Origin of the sequence: Nocardia sp. NPDC019323 (assembly GCF_044389845.1) — a bacterium.
Taxonomy (GTDB): Bacteria; Actinomycetota; Actinomycetes; order Mycobacteriales; family Mycobacteriaceae; genus Nocardia; species Nocardia implantans.
The window spans coordinates 63,303-84,821 of sequence record NZ_JBIRYN010000005.1 but is presented as its reverse complement, the minus strand read 5'-3'; the positions used below and the strand labels follow the sequence as shown (position 1 = coordinate 84,821).

Annotated in this window: 20 protein-coding genes; 11 read left to right on the top strand and 9 right to left on the bottom strand. The window is 70.7% G+C overall.

Going from position 1 to position 21,519, the window contains the following annotated elements; translation table 11 throughout:
* Position 1: 1 nt before the first annotated feature.
* Both ACH49X_RS19780 and ACH49X_RS19775 read right to left on the bottom strand, forming a co-directional pair.
* Positions 2-301, bottom strand: coding sequence for a DUF5703 family protein (locus ACH49X_RS19780; RefSeq protein WP_357207937.1), 300 nt, complete (start codon positions 299-301; stop codon positions 2-4).
* Positions 301-1,314, bottom strand: a complete 1,014-nt coding sequence (locus ACH49X_RS19775; RefSeq protein ID WP_357107395.1) for a hypothetical protein — start codon at positions 1,312-1,314, stop codon at positions 301-303. Before ACH49X_RS19775 ends, ACH49X_RS19780 begins: the two co-directional genes overlap by 1 nt.
* Before the next feature lie 154 nt (positions 1,315-1,468).
* Between ACH49X_RS19775 and ACH49X_RS19770 the strand changes: the two genes are divergently transcribed.
* The 4 genes from ACH49X_RS19770 (at position 1,469) to ACH49X_RS19755 (ending at position 7,189) form a co-directional block, all read left to right on the top strand.
* Positions 1,469-1,825, top strand: coding sequence for a hypothetical protein (locus ACH49X_RS19770; protein WP_195082921.1), 357 nt, complete (start codon positions 1,469-1,471; stop codon positions 1,823-1,825).
* A gap of 6 nt (positions 1,826-1,831) precedes the next feature.
* Entirely contained in the window at positions 1,832-2,365 is a 534-nt protein-coding gene (locus tag ACH49X_RS19765; RefSeq protein ID WP_195082920.1) for a hypothetical protein, read from the top strand.
* 11 nt (positions 2,366-2,376) lie between these two features.
* Positions 2,377-4,470: an MMPL family transporter gene (locus ACH49X_RS19760; protein WP_397070680.1), complete on the top strand. Its 2,094-nt coding sequence runs from the start codon at positions 2,377-2,379 to the stop codon at positions 4,468-4,470.
* Between the two features lie 268 nt (positions 4,471-4,738).
* Entirely contained in the window at positions 4,739-7,189 is a 2,451-nt protein-coding gene (locus ACH49X_RS19755; RefSeq protein WP_357207943.1) for a serine/threonine-protein kinase, read from the top strand.
* Here ACH49X_RS19755 and ACH49X_RS19750 read toward each other — a convergent pair.
* The 4 genes from ACH49X_RS19750 to ACH49X_RS19735 all read right to left on the bottom strand — a co-directional run bounded on the left by ACH49X_RS19750 (position 7,152) and on the right by ACH49X_RS19735 (position 11,185).
* Positions 7,152-7,970 carry a heme ABC transporter ATP-binding protein gene (locus ACH49X_RS19750; protein ID WP_195082970.1) on the bottom strand — a complete coding sequence of 273 codons (819 nt, stop codon included), beginning with the start codon at positions 7,968-7,970 and terminating at the stop codon, positions 7,152-7,154. The genes ACH49X_RS19755 and ACH49X_RS19750 overlap by 38 nt on opposite strands.
* Before the next feature lie 94 nt (positions 7,971-8,064).
* Positions 8,065-9,150 carry an iron ABC transporter permease gene (locus ACH49X_RS19745; protein ID WP_195082918.1) on the bottom strand — a complete coding sequence of 362 codons (1,086 nt, stop codon included), beginning with the start codon at positions 9,148-9,150 and terminating at the stop codon, positions 8,065-8,067.
* On the bottom strand, positions 9,147-10,205 hold the full coding sequence (locus ACH49X_RS19740) for an ABC transporter substrate-binding protein (RefSeq protein WP_357207946.1): 1,059 nt from the start codon (positions 10,203-10,205) through the stop codon (positions 9,147-9,149). Before ACH49X_RS19740 ends, ACH49X_RS19745 begins: the two co-directional genes overlap by 4 nt.
* A 20-nt stretch (positions 10,206-10,225) precedes the next feature.
* Positions 10,226-11,185 (bottom strand): aldo/keto reductase, encoded by a 960-nt coding sequence (locus tag ACH49X_RS19735; protein ID WP_195082916.1) that lies wholly within the window; start codon positions 11,183-11,185, stop codon positions 10,226-10,228.
* A gap of 281 nt (positions 11,186-11,466) precedes the next feature.
* Between ACH49X_RS19735 and ACH49X_RS19730 the strand changes: the two genes are divergently transcribed.
* The 6 genes from ACH49X_RS19730 to ACH49X_RS19705 all read left to right on the top strand — a co-directional run bounded on the left by ACH49X_RS19730 (position 11,467) and on the right by ACH49X_RS19705 (position 17,158).
* On the top strand, positions 11,467-12,396 hold the full coding sequence (locus ACH49X_RS19730; RefSeq protein ID WP_195082915.1) for an undecaprenyl-diphosphate phosphatase: 930 nt from the start codon (positions 11,467-11,469) through the stop codon (positions 12,394-12,396).
* Between the two features lie 16 nt (positions 12,397-12,412).
* Positions 12,413-13,171 (top strand): histidine phosphatase family protein, encoded by a 759-nt coding sequence (locus tag ACH49X_RS19725; protein ID WP_195082914.1) that lies wholly within the window; start codon positions 12,413-12,415, stop codon positions 13,169-13,171.
* 70 nt (positions 13,172-13,241) lie between these two features.
* Positions 13,242-13,826: a DUF3090 domain-containing protein gene (locus ACH49X_RS19720; protein WP_039798216.1), complete on the top strand. Its 585-nt coding sequence runs from the start codon at positions 13,242-13,244 to the stop codon at positions 13,824-13,826.
* Between the two features lie 4 nt (positions 13,827-13,830).
* A complete protein-coding gene (locus tag ACH49X_RS19715) occupies positions 13,831-14,640 on the top strand; it encodes an SCO1664 family protein (RefSeq protein WP_195082913.1) in 810 nt (269 codons plus the stop codon).
* Positions 14,641-14,814: 174 nt separating this feature from the next.
* The gene (gene mshC / locus ACH49X_RS19710; RefSeq protein ID WP_357207948.1) at positions 14,815-16,053 is read left to right on the top strand and encodes a cysteine--1-D-myo-inosityl 2-amino-2-deoxy-alpha-D-glucopyranoside ligase; all 1,239 of its coding nucleotides are present in this window, start codon (positions 14,815-14,817) and stop codon (positions 16,051-16,053) included.
* A 43-nt stretch (positions 16,054-16,096) separates the two neighbouring features.
* Positions 16,097-17,158: an MBL fold metallo-hydrolase gene (locus ACH49X_RS19705; RefSeq protein ID WP_195082911.1), complete on the top strand. Its 1,062-nt coding sequence runs from the start codon at positions 16,097-16,099 to the stop codon at positions 17,156-17,158.
* Between the two features lie 351 nt (positions 17,159-17,509).
* On the opposite strand, the gene ACH49X_RS19700 is transcribed toward ACH49X_RS19705, so the two are convergent.
* Together ACH49X_RS19700 and ACH49X_RS19695 are read right to left on the bottom strand one after the other, a co-directional pair.
* Complete coding sequence (locus ACH49X_RS19700; protein ID WP_195082910.1) at positions 17,510-18,163, bottom strand: enoyl-CoA hydratase-related protein; 654 nt, start codon at positions 18,161-18,163, stop codon at positions 17,510-17,512.
* Positions 18,164-18,197: 34 nt separating this feature from the next.
* Positions 18,198-18,800, bottom strand: a complete 603-nt coding sequence (locus tag ACH49X_RS19695) for a TetR family transcriptional regulator (protein ID WP_195082909.1) — start codon at positions 18,798-18,800, stop codon at positions 18,198-18,200.
* Between the two features lie 189 nt (positions 18,801-18,989).
* On the opposite strand from ACH49X_RS19695, the gene ACH49X_RS19690 reads away from it, so the two are divergent.
* Positions 18,990-19,538, top strand: a complete 549-nt coding sequence (locus ACH49X_RS19690) for a TetR/AcrR family transcriptional regulator (RefSeq protein ID WP_195082908.1) — start codon at positions 18,990-18,992, stop codon at positions 19,536-19,538.
* Position 19,539: 1 nt separating this feature from the next.
* Here ACH49X_RS19690 and ACH49X_RS19685 read toward each other — a convergent pair whose 3' ends face one another.
* A complete protein-coding gene (locus ACH49X_RS19685; protein WP_357207951.1) occupies positions 19,540-21,396 on the bottom strand; it encodes a Na+/H+ antiporter in 1,857 nt (618 codons plus the stop codon).
* Positions 21,397-21,519 lie beyond the last annotated feature (123 nt).

Sequence of the window (21,519 nt, the reverse complement as noted above, 5' to 3'; positions counted from 1 at the left end):
CTCACATTCCGGGTTCGGGCTGGGGTAGTAGTGCGGATTTTCGCCGCCGCAGCAGCACCCGCCTGCTGCCGTCGGTGTAGGCGCGCACCCGCGACAGCTCCCAGCCGCCGAACTCCGCCTGGATCGCCAGCCGCATGGACGCGGTCACCCGCGTCACATCCGGCGGCAGCCGCAACGGCACGTACTCGTAGTCGTCGCTGGTGGTCTCCCAGCCCGCGGGCAGCGCGCGCCCGCGCCCGCGATGTACTGCCGGTTCGGTAGCTGCCGCGGAATCCTCGTCCGCGCGTGGTGTCCGAGCCATCAGTGCCCTCTCTTCCGATCGTCCGCACCGATCCGTTGCAGACCGTCGCCGGTCGCGGACCCCACGAACAGATCACCGGTGCGTTGCTCGACAGCCACCGAGTTCGGTTGCCGGACGGTGGCGTAGCGGCCCACTTCCTTCGGTATACCAGTCGACAGGTCGAATCCGACGACCTCGTTGCGCTGCGTGCACGTCACCCACACGGTGTCCGACCGCTGGTCGTAGGCAAGTGCGTAAGGCGAAGATCCTACCGGGAAACGCTGCCGCAGCACGAGCGGTCCCGCGGTGTAGACCAGCAGTTCACCGCCCGCGGTGTCGGTCACCACGAACCGGCCGCGGGTGTCACCGATCAGCTGCGTGGCCCCGTCCCCGGCGCGCAACGCCAATCCCGGCCGCTGCCTGCCCGCCTCCAGCTCGAAGATCGCCGTCTGCCGCCGGTCCAGGACGGTCAGCTTCCCGTCGGCTTCGGCCAGCACGTCGGCCGACACCAGGCCGGACACCGTGCCGGTCACCGCACCGTCGCCCGCCAGCTCCAGCACCCTGCCGTCGGCGGTACCGACCAGCAACCCGCCGTCGGAGCGTGCGCGCACCGCCCGCACGTCACCGTCCACGGCCACCACGGCCACCGCCCCGGAGGCGAGGTCCACCCGCAGCACCCGGCCCGGCGCGGCCGCCAGCATCTCACCCGGCCTGCCCGGCGCCAGACCGCCGGCACGCTGCGGCAACGTCACGGTGCGCACCACCGGCTCGGCGGCGTCCGGATCGAACACCGTCAGCACCGAACCGTCCAGACCGGCCAGCAACCTGCCGCCGGCATCGGCTTGCAGCTCCGCCAGCGGACCGGCCGCCAGCACCCGCCCCGCCGGCGGCACCGCAGGCGCGGGCGCGACCGCGGGGGTGGCAGGCTCCCTGGTGGGCAGCTCGGAACCGCCGGAGCCGGAGGAGCATCCGGCCAGCAGCACCAGCACCGCCACACCCGCGAACACCGAGACGAGCGAGCCGCGAGGGCGCATCCACCGAACTCCTTACTACCGACGAATCTTCCGCAACCTCACCATCTGACCATGATGCGACACCCGGCCGGCCGACCGGGGTGGCGGCTCGAGCAGAATGTCGGCGGCGGGCGCTACGGTGGAGACCACACAGTCCGATACAGGGAGATCCGGGTTGAAAGCCGACCATACGTCGGGATTCGTCATCGATGACCTCACCGTCGGCCCGTACGCGCACGGCTTCGGGACCACCGCCGACGGCCACCCCTTCGCGTTCCGCACCGTCCGCGCCACCCTGACACTCGAGATCTACCGCCGCGATCTCGGCGACGCCGTCCCCGGCCCGGAGGACGTGCTCGCCAGCGCCCAAGCCACGGTCACCGACATCGACCTCGACGACGAACGCAGTGTCGCCGCCTTCGTGCGGGATATGATCCCCGACACCGCGACGATCGAGGCCGCCGCGGAACGGGACGTCACGACCGTGCGTGCCCTGCTGGGACGGATCAGCTCCGTCATCGAAGGTATGTAGGAAGTGATGACCCACACACGATTCACCCGCGCCGCGCTCACCGCGGCCGGCCTGCTGCTGGCCGCGGCCGCCGCCGCGTGCGACACCGCGACCGACGAGGCCGCCGTCGACGCCGCCCGCTCCTCGGCGAACGCCTCGCTGTCGTCCTCGATCGCCGCGTCCTCCAGCGCCGCCCACCCGCCGCTGCCCACAGCCGCCGACCTCGACGCCCAGATCAAGCGGGCCCTCGACCCAGCGCTGCCCGACAGCGAACGCACCGCCCTCATCGAGGACGGAGACTCCTTCCGCCAGGCCATCCCCGACATGTACAAGGCGCTGCAGGACAACCCGCGCGCCGTCTACGGCGTCACCGACCCGGTGTTCGACAACCACGACGGCACCCTCACCGCCACCATGCGGCTGGACAAGGACGGCACCGGCGCCGCGGTCCGCACCACCGTCGTGCACTTCGTGCTCATCGACGGCAAGTGGAAGATCTCGCGCACCGACCTGTGCGGCATCCTGCGCTCGGCCGACTACCGCACCCCGGCCTGCGGCTGACCCGCGACGCGATGCGCAGTTGCGGATCACTGCGGTGGGGGCGGTGGGTGCACCGCAACCGCTACCTCGTCCTCGCCTTCTTCGTGCTGTTCGTGCTGCTGTCCGGCTGGTACGGCCGCGACCTGGCCGGGCGGCTGACCCAGGAAGGCTGGTTCGACGAGAGCAGCGAATCGGTCGCCGCCGCCGAACTGGCCGACCGCACCTTCGGCCGCGACACCGACAGCGATCTGATCCTGCTCTACACCGCACCCGAGGGCGCCACCGTCGACGACCCGGCCGTCCGCGGCCCGGTCACCCAGCAGCTGGCCGGACTGCTGGCCGCCTACCCCGACCGCATCCAGAAGATCGACAGCTACTGGGACAGCCCGTTCTCCGCCCAGGCCACCGACGCCACCCACACCCACGCCTTCGCCAGCGTCGGCCTGCGCGGTTCGGGCACCGCGACGGTCGAGAACTACGCCGCGATCAAAGACCATCTCGGCGCCGGACGCCCAGGCGGCGGCCCCGGCGGCACCACCGTGCAGCTGGCCGGGTTGCAGCCGATCGTCGAAGGCATCAACACCGGCATGCAACGCGACATCAGGCGCGCGGAGATGATCGCCCTGCCGCTGGTGGCGATCCTGCTGTATTTCGTGTTCGGCGGCGTGATCGGCGCGCTGCTGCCGGTGCTCATCGGCGGCATGACCATCCTCGGCACCCAGGGCGCGCTGCGGGCGCTGACCGACCACCTCGACGTCAACGTCTTCGCCAGCGCCGTGATGACCCTGGTCAGCCTCGGCTTGGCGATCGACTACGGCCTGTTCACCGTCACCCGCTTCCGCGAAGAACTCGCCGCGAGCCACACCGTCGAAGAAGCCACCGCCCGCACCGTCGCCACCGCCGGGCGCACCGTGCTGTTCTCCGCGGCGATCATCGCCCTCAGCCTCGGCGCACTGTTCATCTTCCCCAACGGGGTGCTGCGCTCGGTGCCGCTGGGCGGCATCAGCTCGGTGCTGCTGGCGGCGCTGCTGTCGGTGACCGCCCTGCCCGCGGCGTTGAGCATCGCCGGACGCCGCATCGACTTCCTGGGATGGAAACGCTTCTCCCGCAGCAAAACCGAAGCCCAGATCGACGCGGGTTTCTTTTCGCGGCTGGCGCTGTGGGCGATGCGCCGCCCCGTTGCGGTGGCCGTGCCGATCGTGCTGGCCCTGCTCGCGTTGAGCATCCCCATGCGCCATATCGAATTCGGCGGCCTGAGCGAACGCTATCTGTCCGACGACAACCCGGCCCGGGTCGCGCAGGAACGTTTCGACGCCCTGTTTCCCAGCTTCCGCACCGAACCGCTGAAACTGGTGGTGGTCGGCGCCGACCCGAGGCAACTGAGCGACATCCGCTACGCCGCGAATCAGATCCCCGGCCTCACCGGCCGCTTCGAACCCGCCGCACCCACCAAGGACGGCGTCAACGTGCTCGCGGCCGGGCTGACCGACAAACGCGACGCCGACGCGGTGATCGCCGCGCTGCGCGCCATCCCAGAACCACCCGGCGTTCGGGTGATGGTCGCCGGCGTGCCCGCCCTGGAGCGCGACAGCATCAACGGCCTGCTCGACGGCCTGCCGATGCTGCTGGCCATCCTGGTCGCCGCCGCGCTGGCGCTGATGTACGCGGCGTTCCGCTCGGTGGTGCTCGCGCTGAAAGCCGTGGTGATGAGCGCACTGAGCCTCGTATCCACCCTGGGCATGCTGACCTGGATGTTCGTCGAGGGGCACGGCGCGGGAGTCTTCCACTTCACACCGGGACCGCTGATGTTCGCGGTGCTGGCGCTGATCGTGACGGTGGTGTTCGGACTGTCCACCGACTACGAGGTGTTCCTGCTGTCGCGGGTCTCCGAAGCGCGCGCCGCGGGCGCGGACGCGCCCGAGGCCATCCGCTACGGCATCGCCCACACCGGCGGGGTGATCACCTCCGCCGCCGCGATCCTCATCGTGGTCACCGGCGCGTTCGGCTTCTCGGATCTGGTGCTGATGAAATACATCGCCTACGGCATGATCGCGGCCTTGATCCTGGACGCGACGGTCATCCGCATGCTGCTGACACCCGCGGTGCTCAAACTCATCTGGCGGTGAGCCGGTCCGGCGCGCCGCAACAACAACGGACGCCCCGACGCCTCGGTTGCGGCGGGGCCGGGGCACCGGGCCGCAGGCCACCACCTCGCCATGAGTGTTCCAGCAGGTACGGGCGGGACTCGCCCTGAAGCGTCCGCGGATGTGACACCGGATCCTCCACCGCCGGATAATGGGGTTTGCCGACCAGAACTGAACCGGTGAACGGGCCGACAGATTGTCAGTGCCTTACCACGACGAGCCAGTGTGCGGCGGCTCGACAGGTGCGGATATGAGCGACAGCTCCGACTTCGGGAACGGATTCCGGCGACCGACAGGAACCGCCCCCAACGCCGTGGCCGCTTTCGCCGCGGCGTGGGAAGCCGACGCTCAACCACCTGCCATTGCCGATTACCTGCCCGCCGCACAGCTGGGCGCGCTGCTGGAACTGATCCGGATCGATCTGCGGCACCGGTGGCTACGCCGACCGGCCGGTACCGGCGAACCCACCATCGCGCCCCGCCCCAAGCGACTGCGCGAATACTTCGTCGAGTTCCCCGAACTCACACCGGAGAAGATTCCCGCCGCTCTGGTGTACGAGGAGTTCCTGATCCGCCGCCACAGCGGCGAACCGGTCGATCCGCGCGCATGCCTGCGGGAATATCCCGAACAGGCGGCACAACTGCGCGTGCTGCTCGCCGCGGACGACAACGGTGACCACACCACAGGACCCGGTCCGGAACCTAAGGTCACGCCCTCCTCGATGACCTCCTCGTGGACTACGACCCGACCTGCCACCGGCCTGCTGACATCGCCGGGCACCCCCACCACGGGGGCCACCGGTCTGGACCGCATCGCGGTCGGCGATCGAATCAACGATTTCGACTTGCTCACCGAGCTGGGCAGCGGAGCGTTCGCGCGGGTGTTCCTGGCCCGGCAACGATCGCTGCAACGGCTGGTGGCGGTGAAGATCTCCGCCGACCGCGGCGACGAACCGCAGACACTGGCCCAGCTCGACCACGACTACATCGTGCGCATCTTCGATCAGTGCGTGCTGGACGGGCCGGGTCCCGGCAGCGAGCCGGGCGAACACCGGCTACGGCTGCTGTACATGCAGTTCCTGCCTGGCGGCACCCTGATGAACGTGTTGCGCTGGGTGCGGGCCACCCCACCGGGGCAGCGCGGCGGAGCTCTGCTGCTGGAGGCGGTCGACACCGCGATGGCGGATAAGGGTGAGATCCGGCCGACCGATTCCAGCGTGCGCGCGCAGATCGCGGCACTGTCGTGGCCGGAGACCGTCGCGTGGCTCGGGCGCAGGCTCGCCGAGGCGCTGGCCTACGCGGACGCGCACGGCGTGCTGCACCGCGACGTCAAACCGGCCAATGTGCTGCTCACCGCCGAGGCCGTGCCGAAGCTCGCCGATTTCAACATCAGTTTCAACCGTGATCTCGCCGACGCCGACCCGCTCGCCTATTTCGGCGGTTCGCTGTCGTACATGTCGCCCGAACAGCTCGAGGCCTGCCTGCCTCGCGGTGAGGGCCGCGCCGAGGAGCTCGACACCCGCGCAGACATCTATTCGCTCGGCGTTCTGCTGTGGGAGCTGCTCACCGGCGCCAAGCCCTTCGACGACACCGCCGCGGACGAATCTCTCGCTGGCACGCTCACGGCGATGGTGCGGCGCCGCCGCGCCGGGGTGGACCCGCGCGCGCTCGAGCGGATTCCCGCCGACTGCCCGGCCGCACTGCGCCGGGTCTTGCTGACCTGTCTGCGAGCAGAGCGCGAGCAGCGGTGGGCCGGTGGCGCGGAACTGGCCCAGCAGCTGGAGGTGTGCCTGGACGAGCGGGCCCGCGACCTGGTCGATCCGCCGCCGTCCAGTTGGCGGCTGCGGCTGCGGCCGTGGCTGGTGCCGCTGTTGGCCTTGGCCGTGGTCATCCCGAACGCGGTCGCATCGGCGTACAACATCCAGCACGGGCGAACCCTGATCATCGAACGTCTGAGCGTGTCCTCGCAGCACGTGTGGTGGATCGCCGTAACCGTGGTGAACGGAGTGTCCTTCCCGCTGGGGCTCGGATTGGTGTTGTATCTGTCGCGGTGTGTGCTCATCGTCTCGCGCGGCCTGCGCCGGGGCCGGATCTACGACCCACGGATGCTGGCGCTGGCTCGATCGGATGCTCTTCGGTTCGGTGAACGTACTGTGCTGGTGGCGTTTTCGCTCTGGAGCCTGGCGGCGATCACCTTTCCGATCGCGATCCACTTCACCACCGCGGAATTCACCGGGGAGTTGTTCCTGCATTTCCTGGGCGGAGTGCTGGTCTTCGGCGCGATGGCGGTGGCCTACCCGTTCTTCTTGGTGACGTTCTACCTGGTGCGCTGCATCTATCCGATGTTCCTGCGCCACGGCGACATCGGCTCGGACGAAGCGCTGCGCCTGCGCGGCCTGGCTCGCCGATGCACCGTGTACCTCACGGTGGCAGCGTCGGTACCCCTACTGGCGATCGTCGGGGTGACGTTGCTGCCGCCAGCCGACATTCCGTTGCTGCTCGCGGCCATGCGTGTGTTGTGCGTGGGCGCGATCATCGCCTTCATCGTCGTCTATGTGCTCTTCCGGGCGCTCGAGGCCGATCTACGGGCGCTGGAACGTGTGGTGGCCCCTGTGGGCAGACCGGGACAGCCGAATGCCGCCGGTCGGTCGGGGTGGCTCGGGCTCAGCGGCGCACCGGCAGGACCAGCTGGGCGCCGGTGACCGGGTGGTCGAGCACTTCGACCGGGTGCTGGTAGACACGCGTGAGCAGTTCGGTGGTGAGCACCTCGCGGGGTGGGCCGTCCGCGGCGATGCGACCGGCGTCCAGTACCGCGACGCGGTCGGCGTAGGCGGCCGCGACACCGAGGTCGTGCAGCACGACGACCACCGCCGCGCCGTCGGCGGCACGCTCGGCGGCCAGGCGCAGCACCGCCTCCTGGTGGCCGAGGTCCAAGGCGGCGGTCGGCTCGTCCAGCAGCAGGGTGGCGGTGTCCTGTGCCAGCACCCGCGCCAACGCGACGCGGGCGCGTTCACCGCCGGACAGGGTCGGGAACGAGCGGGTGGCCAGATGCGCGACGTCGGTGGCGGCCATCGCGGCGGCGATCTGTTCCTCGTCGTGTTCGCGGCGTTCGGTGCGCACCCACGGCGCGCGGCCCATCGCCACCACCTCCCGCGCGGTGAACGGGAAGCCGACGGTGTGGGTCTGCGGCAGCACGGCCCGCCGCCGGGCCATGTCCAACGTCGTCCACTGCGCCAACGGTCGCCCGTCCAGTTCCACCGTCCCCGCGCTCGGCGCCAACTCCCCGGCCAGTGCCGCCAGCAGCGTCGACTTACCGGCCCCGTTGGGCCCGACCAGAGCGACGACCTGCCCGGCCACCGCCTGGAAATCCACCTCGTCGAGCACAAGCCGCGCCTGCCCACCCCCGCGCCGCGCCACACTCAACCCCGACGCGCGCACCGTCACATCCCCCTGCCGCGGCCACCCCGGCACCTCGTGCGCCATCCGCACCTTCACCTCACACCTCGCGTCGAGTGGCACACCATCGAGAACTGTTCTCGGCGTTTCCCGCAGCCATGCACCACTGGTGCACACCCGCTCATGCCCAGCCTCCGGCGCGGGCGCGGGTGCGGCGCAGCAGGTAGAAGAAGACGGGCCCGCCGAGCAAAGAGGTGAGCATGCCGAGGGGCAGGTCGGCGTTGTCGACCAGGGAGCGGGCGGTGACGTCGGCGGCCAGCAGCACCACCGCACCGACGACGGCGCTGAGCGGGATCAGGATCCGGTGGGCGGGGCCGACCAGCATCCGCACCAGATGCGGGACGATCAGCCCGACGAACAGGATGATGCCGGTGAAAGCGACACCGGCGGTGGCCAGGATCGCCACCACGACGATCACGTTGCGCCGCAGCCGCTCCACGTCGACGCCCAGATGACGGGCCGCCGACTCCCCGAGCGCCAGCAGATCCAGCCGCGGCGCCAGCAGCACCGCCGCCGCGACACCCACCGCGGTCAGCGGCGCCACCACCCCCACCGACTCCCAGGTGGCGCCGTTGAGCGACCCCAACTGCCAGAACACGATCTGATCCCGCGCCGCGGGGGAGGCCACGAACAGCAGCAGCGCGATCAACCCGCCCGCGAACGCGTTGATCGCGACACCGGTCAGCACCAGCGTGACGACCTCCGTGCGGCCACCCGAGCGCGCCAGCAGATACACCAGCAACGTCGTCGCCAATCCCGCCACGAACGCCGCCGCGGCCACCGACCACGCCGCCACGAACGCCCCACCCACCACGATCACCGTGCCCGCACCGACCGCCGCGCCCGCCGACACCCCGATCACGCCGGGCTCGGCCAGCGGGTTGGCGAACACACCCTGCAACAACGCACCCGCTGTCGCCAGCGCCGCACCGACCAGCATCGCCAGCACCACCCGAGGGAACCGCACCTGCCACAGCGTCACCTCACCGGAGGGATGCGCCGGCATCGGCCCGACCGTCAGCCCGATGCGGTGCAGCACACTGCCGGCGACCTCGGCGGCCGTCGTGGGCACCTGACCGATCGCCGCCGACGCCACCGCCAGCGCCACCAGCCCCGCCACCGCGACCACGAACACCACCAGCACCCGCGACCGTGCGCGCGACTTCGGCAACGGCGGCACCGCCGTTTCCGTCTCCGAAACGCTCATGCGTGCCCGGCGCCGTACACCGCCGCGCTCAACGCCGCGATCACCCGCCCGGTGTTGGGCCCGAAACTCAACAGCACCGCATCCGACATGTCCACCACCCGCCGGTCACGCCCCGCGGGGGTCTGCGCGATCCCCGGCACCTTCTGCAGCCCCTCCACACCGCCGACGGACTTCAACCCGTCCGACATCACCAGCAGCACATCCGGCGCCGCACCGATCATGGCCTCACTGGTGATCGCGGTGAACGGCTCCTTCACCCCGGCCACCGCGCCCGCGTCGCGCGCGTGCAGCGCCGCGATCAACGCGTCCGCACCCGACCCGGGCCCGGCGAGCATCGTGATCGCGGTGGAACGCAGATACAGGAACGCGATGGTCAGCGGCGGATCGGCGGCGGGCACCGCGGCGCTCGCGGCGGCGATCTCGTCGCGGGTGCGCTGCGCCAGCGCCTGCCCCTGCTGCGGCACACCCAGCGCGGCCGCGACCGCCTCGATCTGCGGCACCACCCCGTCCATCGTGCGTTCCGGATCGAAGTAGACGACCGTGACCCCGCCCGCGCGCAACTGCTCACGCACCGCGGGCGCGGCGCTGGTGGTGTCGGTCAGGAACACCGACGGCCGCATCGCCAGCACCGACTCCACGTTCAGCGACCCGTTGCCTCCCGCCACGTTCGGCACGTCCCGCACCGCCGGAAACGACGCCGAGGTGCTGCGGCCCACCAGCTTGGGCCCCAGCCCCAGCGCGTACACGATCTGGGCGAGGGTCCCGTAGCGGTCGACGGCGATGATGCGGGAAGCGTCGGTGACGGTGACCTGCGCGCCGTCGAACGACCGCACCGTCACCGGCAGCGCGGGCGCCGGCTCCGGCCCGATGGGCACCGGATCCAGATCGCTCAGCGTCGCCGTCGCGGGCCCGTGCCCGCCGTGTGAGGACCCGGCATCGCCACCACATCCGGCGACCCCCGCCAGCAAGCTCACCGCGAACAACACCGGCAGGACACGCCGCCATCGGGCTCGGACTCGGTTCCCACGCCCACCCCCGGTCGCTGCAGTGCTCATGCGGGCAAGGCTAATCTGTGTCACTCCGCGCGTGCACTGACGTCGTCCAGGGCCGCGGCGATCGCCCGCGGCAACTCCAGGGTCTCGGCGGCCAGCACGCCGGTGAGCTGCCCGATGTCGCGGGCGCCGACGATCATGCTCGCCACGCCGGGCCGGTCCCGGATCCAGGCCAGCGCCACCGCCAGCGGCGAGGTGCCCAGCCCGTCCGCCGCGGTCACCAGCGCATCCACCACCCGCGTCGCGCGGTCGTCGAGACCATTGCGGATCTCCGCCGCGGTCGCCTCGTCGGCGCCGCGCGAATCGGCCGGAACGCCGTCGCGATACTTGCCGGTCAGGATGCCGCCGGCCAACGGCGCCGAGGCGATCACCCCGACCCCGTGGAACCGCGCCGCGGGCACGACATCGCTCTCCGCACCCCGCGCCAGCAGCGAATACGGTGTCTGCGCCGCGGTCACCGGCGCCACCGCGGCCAAGCTGGCCAGCTGCCAGGCTCCGAACCCGCGCACCCCCGCGTACCGGACCCGCCCCGACCGCACCACCTGCTCCACCGTCGAGGCCACCTCCTCCAGCGGCGTCCGCGGATCCCACACCGCGACATTCCAGATGTCGAGATGATCGGTGCCCAACTCCAGCAGCGTGCGATCCAGCTGCCGCAGCAGCGCCCGCCGCGAGGTGTCCACCGTGACCTGCGCCGCCTCCGGCACACCCGCCGCGGCGAACCCCCACGGCGCGACCCCCGCGCACCCACTGAGCACCAGTTCGTCGCGGGAGACCAGATCACCGAGCAACTCGGCCAGGATCCGCTGCGCCGCCCCGCCCGCGTAGGCGGGGGAGGTGTCCACCAGCGTGCCGCCCGCCTCGACGAACGCCACCAGCTGCCCCGCCGCGTCCTCGGCGTCGGTGTGCGCACCCCAGGTATGGGTCGCCAGGCCCATCCGCGACACCCGCAGGCCGCTGCGGCCCACCGTCCGCTGTTCCATCACCGTGTCCGCGCATTCGTCACGGCGCCAAGCCTAGAGTGTGGATACGCGACTGGGCGGCCACCAGCGCAGTGGGTCGCGCTCGGGTGCGCGGGCAGACCCGCGACCCGCGCGGCGGCAGCGGCCCGGCAGCCGGGCACGCCGCCGCGGCCTCGACACTGTACTGTCGCTGCGTAATTGGGGCCGGTTTCGGGCCGGATGCCACCGGCCACCGCGCCAATGCCCAGGTGAGGACGCGTATTTCACGCGGAAGTGGAGGATGGTTCGTGGTAGGCGAGTCGATGACCTGGGTGCAGGCCTTGGTGCTGGGACTGGTGCAGGGACTGACGGAATTCCTGCCGATCTCATCCTCGGCGCACCTGCGCATCGTGTCGTCGGTCTTCTTCGGCGACGACGCGGGCGCCTCGTTCACCGCCGTCACCCAGCTGGGCACCGAGGCCGCGGTACTGGTGTACTTCGCCAAGGACATCTGGCGCATCGTGCTGGCCTGGTTCGCCGGGCTGCGCGAGCAGATCGGCGCGCGCGGTCGCCAGCAGCTGCCGCTGCACGATCAGCCCACCACCAGACTCCCGGTCCTCACCGCCGACCACACCCGCGTTTTCGACCAGCAGGCCCAGCGCGAACTCGACTACCGCATCGGCTGGTATGTGATCATCGCCACCATCCCGATCGGCGTGCTGGGGTTCGTGTTCAAAGACGAGATCCGCACCGGCGCGCGCAACCTGTGGCTGGTGTCGTTCATGCTGATCTTCTTCGCCCTGGTCATCGCCGCCGGTGAGCACTTCGGCCGCAAGGAACGCCCGATCGAGCAACTGACCACCCGCGACGGTCTGGCGATGGGTTTCGCACAGTGCCTGGCGCTGATCCCCGGCGTCTCCCGCTCCGGAGCCACCTCCACCGCGGGCCTGTTCCTGGGCTTGGAGCGCGAAGCGGCCGTGCGGTTTTCGTTCCTGCTGGCCATCCCCGCCGTGACCGCATCGGGCCTGTTCAGCCTGCCGGACGCGTTCGAACCCGCCGGTGAGGGCCTCAACGCCAGTGGGCCGCAACTGCTGGTGGCCACCGTGCTGGCGTTCGCGGTCGGCTACGCGTCGGTGGCGTGGCTGCTGCGTTTCGTGGCACGGCATTCGCTGTACTGGTTCGTCGGCTACCGCATCGCGCTCGGGGTGATCCTGCTGGGTCTGCTGGCGGGCGGGGTGATCTCGGCGACATGATCGCTAGGCTGACCGCATGACGGTGATCCTGTTGCGGCACGGTGTGTCGACGTCGAACACCGCCCGCACTCTGGCCGGTCGCAGCACCGGCGTCGAGCTCACCGAGCGCGGCGAGGAGCAGGCGAGGGCCGTGGCCGAACGACTGGCCGGGCTGCCGATCGAACGCATCGTGCACTCCCCGCTGCTGCGCTGTCAGCGCACGGTCGCGCCGCTGGCGGAAAAGTTCGGGCTGGAACCGGTATTCGACGACCGGCTGCTCGAGGTCGACTACGGCGAGTGGACCGGCCGCCCCATCGCCGAACTGCTGGAGGAACCGCTGTGGAAGGTCGTGCAGCGGCACGCCTCCGGCGCGGTGTTCCCCGGCGGGGAAGGGCTGGCGCAGGTGCAGGCGCGCGCGGTCGCCGCCATCCGCGAACACGACCGCGCCCTGGCCGAGCACCACGGCCGCGACGCGCTATGGGTGGCGTGCACCCACGGTGACGTGATCAAGTCCGTGCTCGCCGACGCCCTCGGTATCCACCTCGACGGCTTCCAGCGCATCGTCGTCGAACCGGCCTCGCTCAGCGTCGTGCGCTACACCGCGACCGCCCCCTACGTGTGGCGGCTCAACGACACCGGCGCCGACCTGTCGGCCCTCGCGGGCGCCGGTGGGCAACGGCAGGCAGCGGCCGGGCCCACGCCGGGAGGCGAGGTCTCCGGACCAGTCCCCGGTGGCGAACTCGGCAACAACGCGAGTGCGGATAATGGGAATGCGGAGCGTCGAGATTCCTTGTAGACAACCCAGCGGTCGTCGTATGGATCCCCGCGCCGCGGGTAGTCGATCAGGGTCATATCAGGAGGTGCATGTGTCACGCGCAATCCATGTATTCCGCACCCCCGATCGTTTCGTCGCCGGGACCGTCGGTGAGCCGGGCGATCGCGCGTTCTACCTGCAGGCCGTGCAGGAACCCCGCGTGGTCAGCGTGCTGCTGGAAAAGCAGCAGGTCAAAGTACTCGCCGACCGGATGGGTCTGCTGCTGGACGAGGTCGCGCGCCGCTTCGGCGCCGAAGTGCCCCCGCAGGCCGAGGACGTCAGCGACAACGCGCCGCTGGTCACCCCGATCGACGCCGAATTCCGGGTCGGCACCATGGGCCTGGGCTGGGACGCCGACGCGGGCGCGGTCGTGGTCGAGCTGCTGGCGATCACCGAGACCGAGGTCGACGAATCGGTGGTGCTCGACGACACCGAGGAGGGCCCCGACGCGGTGCGGGTGTTCCTCACCCCGATCCAGGCCCGCGAATTCGCGCTGCGCTCCACCCGGGTGATCGCCGCGGGCCGCCCGCCGTGCCCGCTGTGCGGTGAGCCGCTGTCGGCGCGCGGGCACATGTGCGTGCGCACCAACGGCTACAAACGCGGTGACATCTTCGGCGCGGCCGAACTAGAGGAGTGATTCGGTGGCCGAGGCCGGGGACGGATTCCACAGCGGCGAACTGACCGTGATCGGGCGGGTGAACACCGCCAGCAACGTCACCCTGGTCTGCGAGGTGAACGACACCGCCACCGGCGCCACACCGTTGCGGGTGGTCTACAAACCCATCCGCGGCGAACGACCGCTGTGGGACTTCCCCGACGGCACCCTCGCCGGACGCGAGGTGGCCTCCTACCTGATCTCCGAGGCGATCGGCTGGGGCGTGATCCCCGAAACCATTCTGCGCGACGGCCCTTTCGGCCCCGGCATGGTGCAGCGCTGGGTGGAAGGCGCCGACAACCACACCGACCGCGGCGACCGCCTCGACCTGATCGATCTGTGCCCGGCCGGCGCGGTGCCCGACGGCTTCCGCGAGGTGCTGCGCGCGCAGGACGACCTGGGCAACGAAGTGTCGCTGATCCACGCCGACGACCCACGGCTGCACCGGGTGGCGGTGCTGGACGTCCTGCTCAACAACGCCGACCGCAAAGGCGGGCACGCGCTGGAAGGGGTGGACGGGCAGGTCTACGGCGTCGATCACGGCATCTGCCTGCACACCGACCACAAACTGCGCACCGTGCTGTGGGGCTGGGCCGGGCAGCCCATCGACGACGGGTTGGTCGCCGACATCACCGCGTTCGCCAAGCAACTGCCGGGCGCGTTCGCCGACACCATCGGCGAGCACATCACCGACGCCGAGATCGACGCGTTGATCGAACGCACCCACCGGCTGCTCGACGACCCGGTGATGCCGCTGCCGCGCACCTCCCGCCCCATTCCGTGGCCCGCCTTCTGACCGTGCGCGACACCGTCCCGGCCCCGCCCGCGGCTGATTCAGCGAAACCGAAATTATTGACATCCGACGATTCGCTGAAAGACGCAGGTCGCGGCGGGCGAGCGCGGCGGGCGGGCGGCATGGGCCACCGGCCCGGGGAACGATGAGCTCCACCACACCTTTACCCTCGTAAGCATGCAGTCCTGGTCCGATACCGCCCTCCCCACCGTCCCCGGAGCAGGACCGCCGTTGCGGTTGTACGACACCGCCGACCGTCTGGTGCGCCCGGTCGCGGCCGGCCCCACCGCCACCATGTACGTCTGCGGCATCACCCCCTACGACGCCACCCACCTCGGGCACGCCGCGACCTACCTGACCTTCGACCTGGTCAACCGGCTGTGGCGCGACGCAGGCCACGACGTGCACTACGTGCAGAACGTCACCGACGTCGACGACCCGCTGTTCGAACGCGCCGCCCGCGACGGCGTGGACTGGCGCGACCTCGGCGCCGCGGAGACCGACCTGTTCCGCGAGGACATGGCCGCGCTGCGGATCGTGCCGCCCCGCGACTACATCGGCGCCGTCGAATCCGTCGACGAGGTCGTCGAATTCGTGCAGAAACTGCTGGCCTCCGGCGCCGCCTACATCGTCGACGACGCCGAATTTCCCGACATCTACTTCCGCGCCGACGCCACCGAGCAGTTCGGCTACGAATCCGGCTACGACCGCGCCACCATGGAGCGGCTGTTCGCCGAACGCGGCGGCGACCCCGGCCGTCCCGGCAAACGCGACACCATCGACGCTCTGCTGTGGCGCTCGGCGCGTCCGGGCGAGCCGTCCTGGCCCGCCCCGTTCGGCCCTGGACGGCCCGGCTGGCACATCGAGTGTTCGGCGATCGCGTTGAACCGCATCGGCCCGGAATTCGACATCCAGGGCGGCGGCAGTGACCTGATCTACCCCCATCACGAGTACTCCGCCGCGCACGCCGAGTCGCTCATCGCCGGGCGCCGCTTCGCCCGCCACTACGTGCACGCCGGCCTGATCGGGCTGGACGGGGAGAAGATGTCGAAGTCGCGCGGCAACCTCGTGCTGGTGTCCACGCTGCGCCGCGGCGGCGTCGATCCGGCCGCCATCCGTCTCGGCCTGCTGGCCGGCCACTACCGCCAGGACCGGATGTGGACCGACGCGCTGCTCGAGCAGGCGCAGCGGCGCCTGCGACTGTGGCGCGAGGCCGCGGCGTTGCCCGCGGGCCCCGCGGCCACCGATACCGTCGCCCGGCTGCGCCAGCATCTGGCCGACGACCTGGACACCCCCAAGGCACTCGACGCGATCGACAACTGGGCACGTCAGGCGTTGGACTACGGCGGCAAGGACGCCGAAGCGCCCGCGCTGATCGCCACCGCCGTCGACGCACTGCTCGGCATCCGCCTCTAGCCGATCCCTTGCCCGCATTCCCCGCCCGTGATGGGGTACGGGGGTGTGCAACCTTCCCGGCCTCGGCCTGCTGACCTCCCTGCGCGCCGGCCGGTTGCGGCCGGCGACCGGACCCGCCGATCCGCGGACGATCGCCGCGCGCGCCCGCTTCTTCGGCGCCGACACCGTCGACCCGCGCACGGGCGCCTTGCGCACGGACCGGGTGGTGCTGTCCTGGGTCGGCTGCAGCACCTACGCCCTGGCCATGGGCGGTTCGGTGTTGCTGCTCGACGCGTGGGTGCCGCGGCTGACCAGCACCGGCTACGTTCCGGCCACTCCGCAGGATCTGGTGGACCTGGCCCCGGCGGCGATCTTCATCGGCCACGGTCACTTCGACCACGCCGCCGACGCGGGCCGCATCGCCCGAGCCGGCGGCGCGGTCGTGCACGGCACCGCCGAGCACTGCGCGACCGTCGCCGCACAAGTCGGCGACCCGGCATTTCCCACCGCCACGCACGGTGACGCGGACACCGCGATCGGCACCCGCGAGGACTGCACCGTGGGCACGGTGCAGGTGAGCGTGGTGCGCCACCTGCACTCCGCACGCACCCCGCCCGACCCCGTCGAGGGATCACCCCGATTCTTTCCCCGCCCCGAACCGGGCATCGTGCTCAGCCACCCGCCGACACCCCGCGGCCTGCTGGACGGCCTGCCGCGGCTGCGCGACCCCGAAGGCGGGGTGCTGCTGTACCAGTTCCGGGTGCCCGGCTTCTCCCTGGTGTGGCACGACTCGTCCGGACCGCTCACCGAACGCGCCCCGCAGGTGTTCGACACCCTCGCCGCGCTACCGGCCACCGATGTGCAGATCGGCGCGGTGCAGGGCTACAACCAGATCAGCAACGGCCTGCGCGATCCGCGCACCTACATCCAGGCTCTGCGCCCCGGGCTGTTCGTGCCGAGCCATCACGACAACTGGCTGCCCGGCCTCACCGCCAGCGCGGCGACCTACGACGCACCGCTGCGCGCGGAACTCGAACGCATCCCCGCGCCACGGCGACCGCAACTGCGTGTCATGCACGACCCGGCCGACTACGTGCACCCGCAGCGGCTCACCTTCCGGTTGTGAGACAGCGTCTGTCGGGCGCTGGGTTCGTGCACGCTCGCGGCGCAGCACGTGATCTACTCGGCCGCGAGCGGATCATCGTCCGCCAGTGCCCCGGAAGCCCGGCAGCGCGGTGAACAGCTCGACAGCAACCCGCACGATTGCCGGCGACCCGTCCGGGCCGAGCCTCCGCGTCCGCGTCGGGGTCGGGGTCGATACTTCCGCGCTCACCCTGCCTCGTCTCGCCGGTCGACCGTATCGTGCAGTCGCGACGAGGTCCGCCACCGCAAGCCTCCCCGGATTCCGTCACGACCGGTCGCGGAAACCCTTGCGATACCGCAATTTCCGAGCATCCACCGGACGTGACGATGCCGATCACCCGGCGGTCAGTGCCGCGACGGCGGTGGCGTACATCGTGTTCTTGATGGCGCCGAGGGTGGCGGGGTCCTTGCCGGCGAGCGGGGTCAGCAGCGCCACGGCGGAGTCGGTGACGGCGCCTTCGGCGGCGGTGGCGTCGACGATGTCGTAGGCCTCGGCGTCCGGACCGCCGAAGCGGCGGCCGGTGGTCATCGAGGCGACGGCGCTTTTCGGCGTGAGCTTGGCCTGGATCAACGCGGCCATGCCGGGGGTGAAGGGGATGCGGATGTCGACTTCGGGGAAGCAGAAGTAGCCGCGGTCGGCGCGCATCACCCGGTAGTCGTGCGCGATGGCCAGCATCGCGCCCGCGCCGAAGGCGTGGCCGGGCAGCGCGGCGGCGGTGGGCACGGGAAAGGTGAGCATCCGCGCCAGCAGCGCCTGCACCCGCGCGACATACCACTCGGCGCGATCGGCGTTGGCGGCCAGCCAGTCCAGGTCGAGTCCGTTGGAGTAGAACTTGCCGCCGGCGATGGTGACCAGGCCCTGGGCGCCGTCGGCGAGAGCGGTGTCGAGGTGGGCGCCGATCCGGTCGAGAAAGTCGGGGGAGAAACGATTCTCACCGTCACCGAGATCCAGGACGGCGATCTTGTCGTGGTAGTCGAGGGTGGGCATGGCGGGTCCTTCCGGTAGGGGAGCAGTGCACGGATCAGCGCGGTGGCGGGCCGACGGCCAGCACGGCGCGCACGGCGCTGCGCAGGTAGTCGCGCGCACGGGGGTCGGCCAGCCGGTCGCGGCGCAGCAGCACGGCGGTGGGCAGATCGACCAGGCACAGCGTCATGACGTCGACGGCGTGGCGGTCGCCGCGTCGCCACAGCTGCCGCGACAGCCGCACCAGCAACTCGACCAGCACCGCGTCGGTGGCCGCCAGTTCGGCGGCGAGGGCTTCGGGCATCTCGCCCAGCAGTTCCTCGCGCCGCACGGCCAGCAGCAGCCGTGAGGAGTCGGGATGGCGCTCGGCGAAGATCGCGGGCGCCTCCGCGGCCGCGACCACCGCCTCGACCGCGCTGCGGCCGTCGAGCGCCGTCTCGACCAGCGCGGTCTGCAGGTCCAGGAACCGGCGCGCGGCGCGCAACCAGGTGCGGCCCAGCAGCTCCGCGCGCGATCCGAAGGTGTGGTAGATCGCGCCGTTGGACACGCCGGTGGCGGCGGCGACCGCGCGCGTCGTGACCGCGGCGGGGCCGTGGCGAACGGCCAGCGATTCCGCGGCGTCGAGCACGGTGCCGGGGTCGTGCGTGCGGGGGCGTGGCATGCCGCCACTATAACAGAGCAGTTGCTCTGTTACGTCGCCCCGGCCGGGGCTAGGTATTTCCGCAGGTAACAGGTACCGGAGCGTCTTCTCGGCGTACGCAGCGGTACTTCCCGTGCTCCCTCCAGGCGACCCTACGATGGGGTACTGTTCGGTCCCTCCCCCTGACCGAACGAACAGAACGGCGCCCGCATGTCACGAGTGGTCACCAAGGAGCAGTACTTCGACACCGGCCTGGAAGTGCTCGCCGAACTCGGCTTCAAAGGCCTCAACATCGGCGTCCTGTGCCGCCGCCTCGGCGTCACCAGCGGCTCGTTCTACCACCACTTCGGCAGCTGGCAAGGATTCGTCGACGCCCTGCTCGAGCACTGGGAGAACCGCCAGGTGCGCATCCTGGGCACCATGCCGTTCAACCAGGGCAACCCCGACGACGACATCCGCGCGATGTCCGACCTCGCCGCCGGACTGCACCACGCCGCCGAAGCCGCCATCCGCGCCTGGGCGGCCAACGACGAATCGGTCAACCTCGCACTCAAGCGCGTCGACGAATCCCGCAGGCGCACCGTGCACAAAGCGGTCAAAGGAGTCGTCGGCGACGACGCCACCGCCGCCGTGGTCACCTCACTGGGCATGGCGATGCTCGTCGGCTACCAGCAGATCGCCGCGGGCGGGGAAAACCTCTCCCTGGACCAGCTGCTGGCCGAATACGCGCGCCTGATCTACTCCCACGCCCAACGCTGAGCTACCCCAGCAGCTCGTCCACATAGCACCAGCGCCACGCCTCACCCGGCTCCACACTGCGCATCACCGGATGCCCGCTGCCGGCGTAGTGCTTGCTCGCGTGATTGCCCGGAGAAGAATCGCAGCAGGCCACGTGCCCACAGGCCAGACACATCCGCAGATGCACCCACGCCAGCCCCTCGGCGAGGCATTCGGCGCATTCGTCCGGCCCGCCGTGCGCGCGCACCAGCGGCGCGTCGCGCAGATGCGCGCACGCGTCGTCGGTTCCCGCCGCGGCCAGCGGCTCGACCCGCTCCTCCTCGGTCTCGTCGAAGCGATCGATGATCGACTCCTCCAGATCCAACTGCGCCAGCACATGCTGCAGGATCTCGTAGTCGACCGTGCCGGAATCCCGCACCTCCAACACGGTCGCGCGTTCGGCCTGCAGCATCGCCAACCGCAGCCGCCGGTACTCCGCGGTGGGAGTCACCAACTCCGACTCCGCCCGCCCCAACCGCTCCCAAGCGGCGTTGCTCTTCCACAGCACCCGATCACGCAACGTCTGCACCACTCCCTGCGGCGTGTCCGGCGTGACCTCCCGATCCAGCGCGGCCAGACCGGCCGCGGTGGCCTGCTGCAACACATTGGCCTTCTGCAACGCGTCCTCCGCGCGGCTGGGCGCACGCAACCGCAGCCACCGCACCAGCCACGGTAACGACGTGCCCTGCACCAGCAACGTCCCCGCCACCACCACCAGCGCCAGCAGGCGCAGCACCGCGAGCAACGGCGTGTCCTGCGGCAGCAGCAACACCGCCGCCAACGTCACCACCCCGCGCATCCCCGCCCACGACACCACCACCAGATGACGCACCGGCACCGCCTCGCCGCCACCGAGACTGCGCGACAGCAACGCCGACCCGAACACCCACACCGGACGCGCCAGCATCGTCGCCGCCAGTACCGCCACCGCCGACCACAGCAGCGTCGCGTGGTCGAGCTCGCTGTGCCAGGCACCTTCCACGATGCCGCGCACCTGCAGCCCGATCAGCACGAACACCGCGCTCTCCAGAATGAACTGGATCGTGCGCCAATTGATGCGCTCGGCGATCCGCGACGCGGCGCTCTGCCACACCGGCGCGTTGTGCCCGAGGATCATCCCGCACACGACCACCGCGATCACCCCCGAGGCATGAATGCTCTCGGCGGGCAGATACGCCGCGAACGGCGCCAGGAACGACAACGTCGTATCCATCACCGGATCGGTGATCCGCCGCCGCAGCATCGCCAGCAGATACGCCACCACCACCCCGACCGCGGCGCCGCCACCGGCCGCCAACGCGAAATCGGCCCCGGCCGCCCACACCGACACCGTGCCCGCCATCGCCGCCAGCGCCGTGCGCAACGCCACCAGCGCGGTCGCGTCGTTGAACAGCGACTCGTCCTCCAGGATCGTCACGATCCGCCGCGGCATCCCGATCCGCCGCGCCACCGCCGTCGCGGCCACCGCATCCGGCGGAGCCACCACCGCGCCCAACGCCACCGCGACCGCGAACGGCACCGGCAGCAGCCACCACACCACCACCGCCACGGCGAACGTCGTGAACAACACCAACCCCACCGACAGCAACCCGATCGTGCGCACATCGGCCCGGAAATCCACCAACGACGTGCGGATCGCGGCGGTATACAGCAAAGGAGGCAGAAAACCGAGCAGAATGATCTCCGGCTCCAAATGGATCTCCGGCAGGAACGGCAGATACGACGCCGCCACCCCGCCCACCGTCAGTACCAGCGGTTCGGAGATCCCGAACCGACGCGCCAGCGCCGCCAACGCGGCCGCCGACGCGACGAGAACAACCAGGCCGATCGCGACATGCACGGTGGAATTCTTCCAGAGCGCACGATCGGCTAACGGCCCGCACAGTAGATGACACGTGCACGGCCGACCGAACTACTGTGCCCGGCGCGCACACGCGCCATGCTTGTCGACGACAAGGAGGTA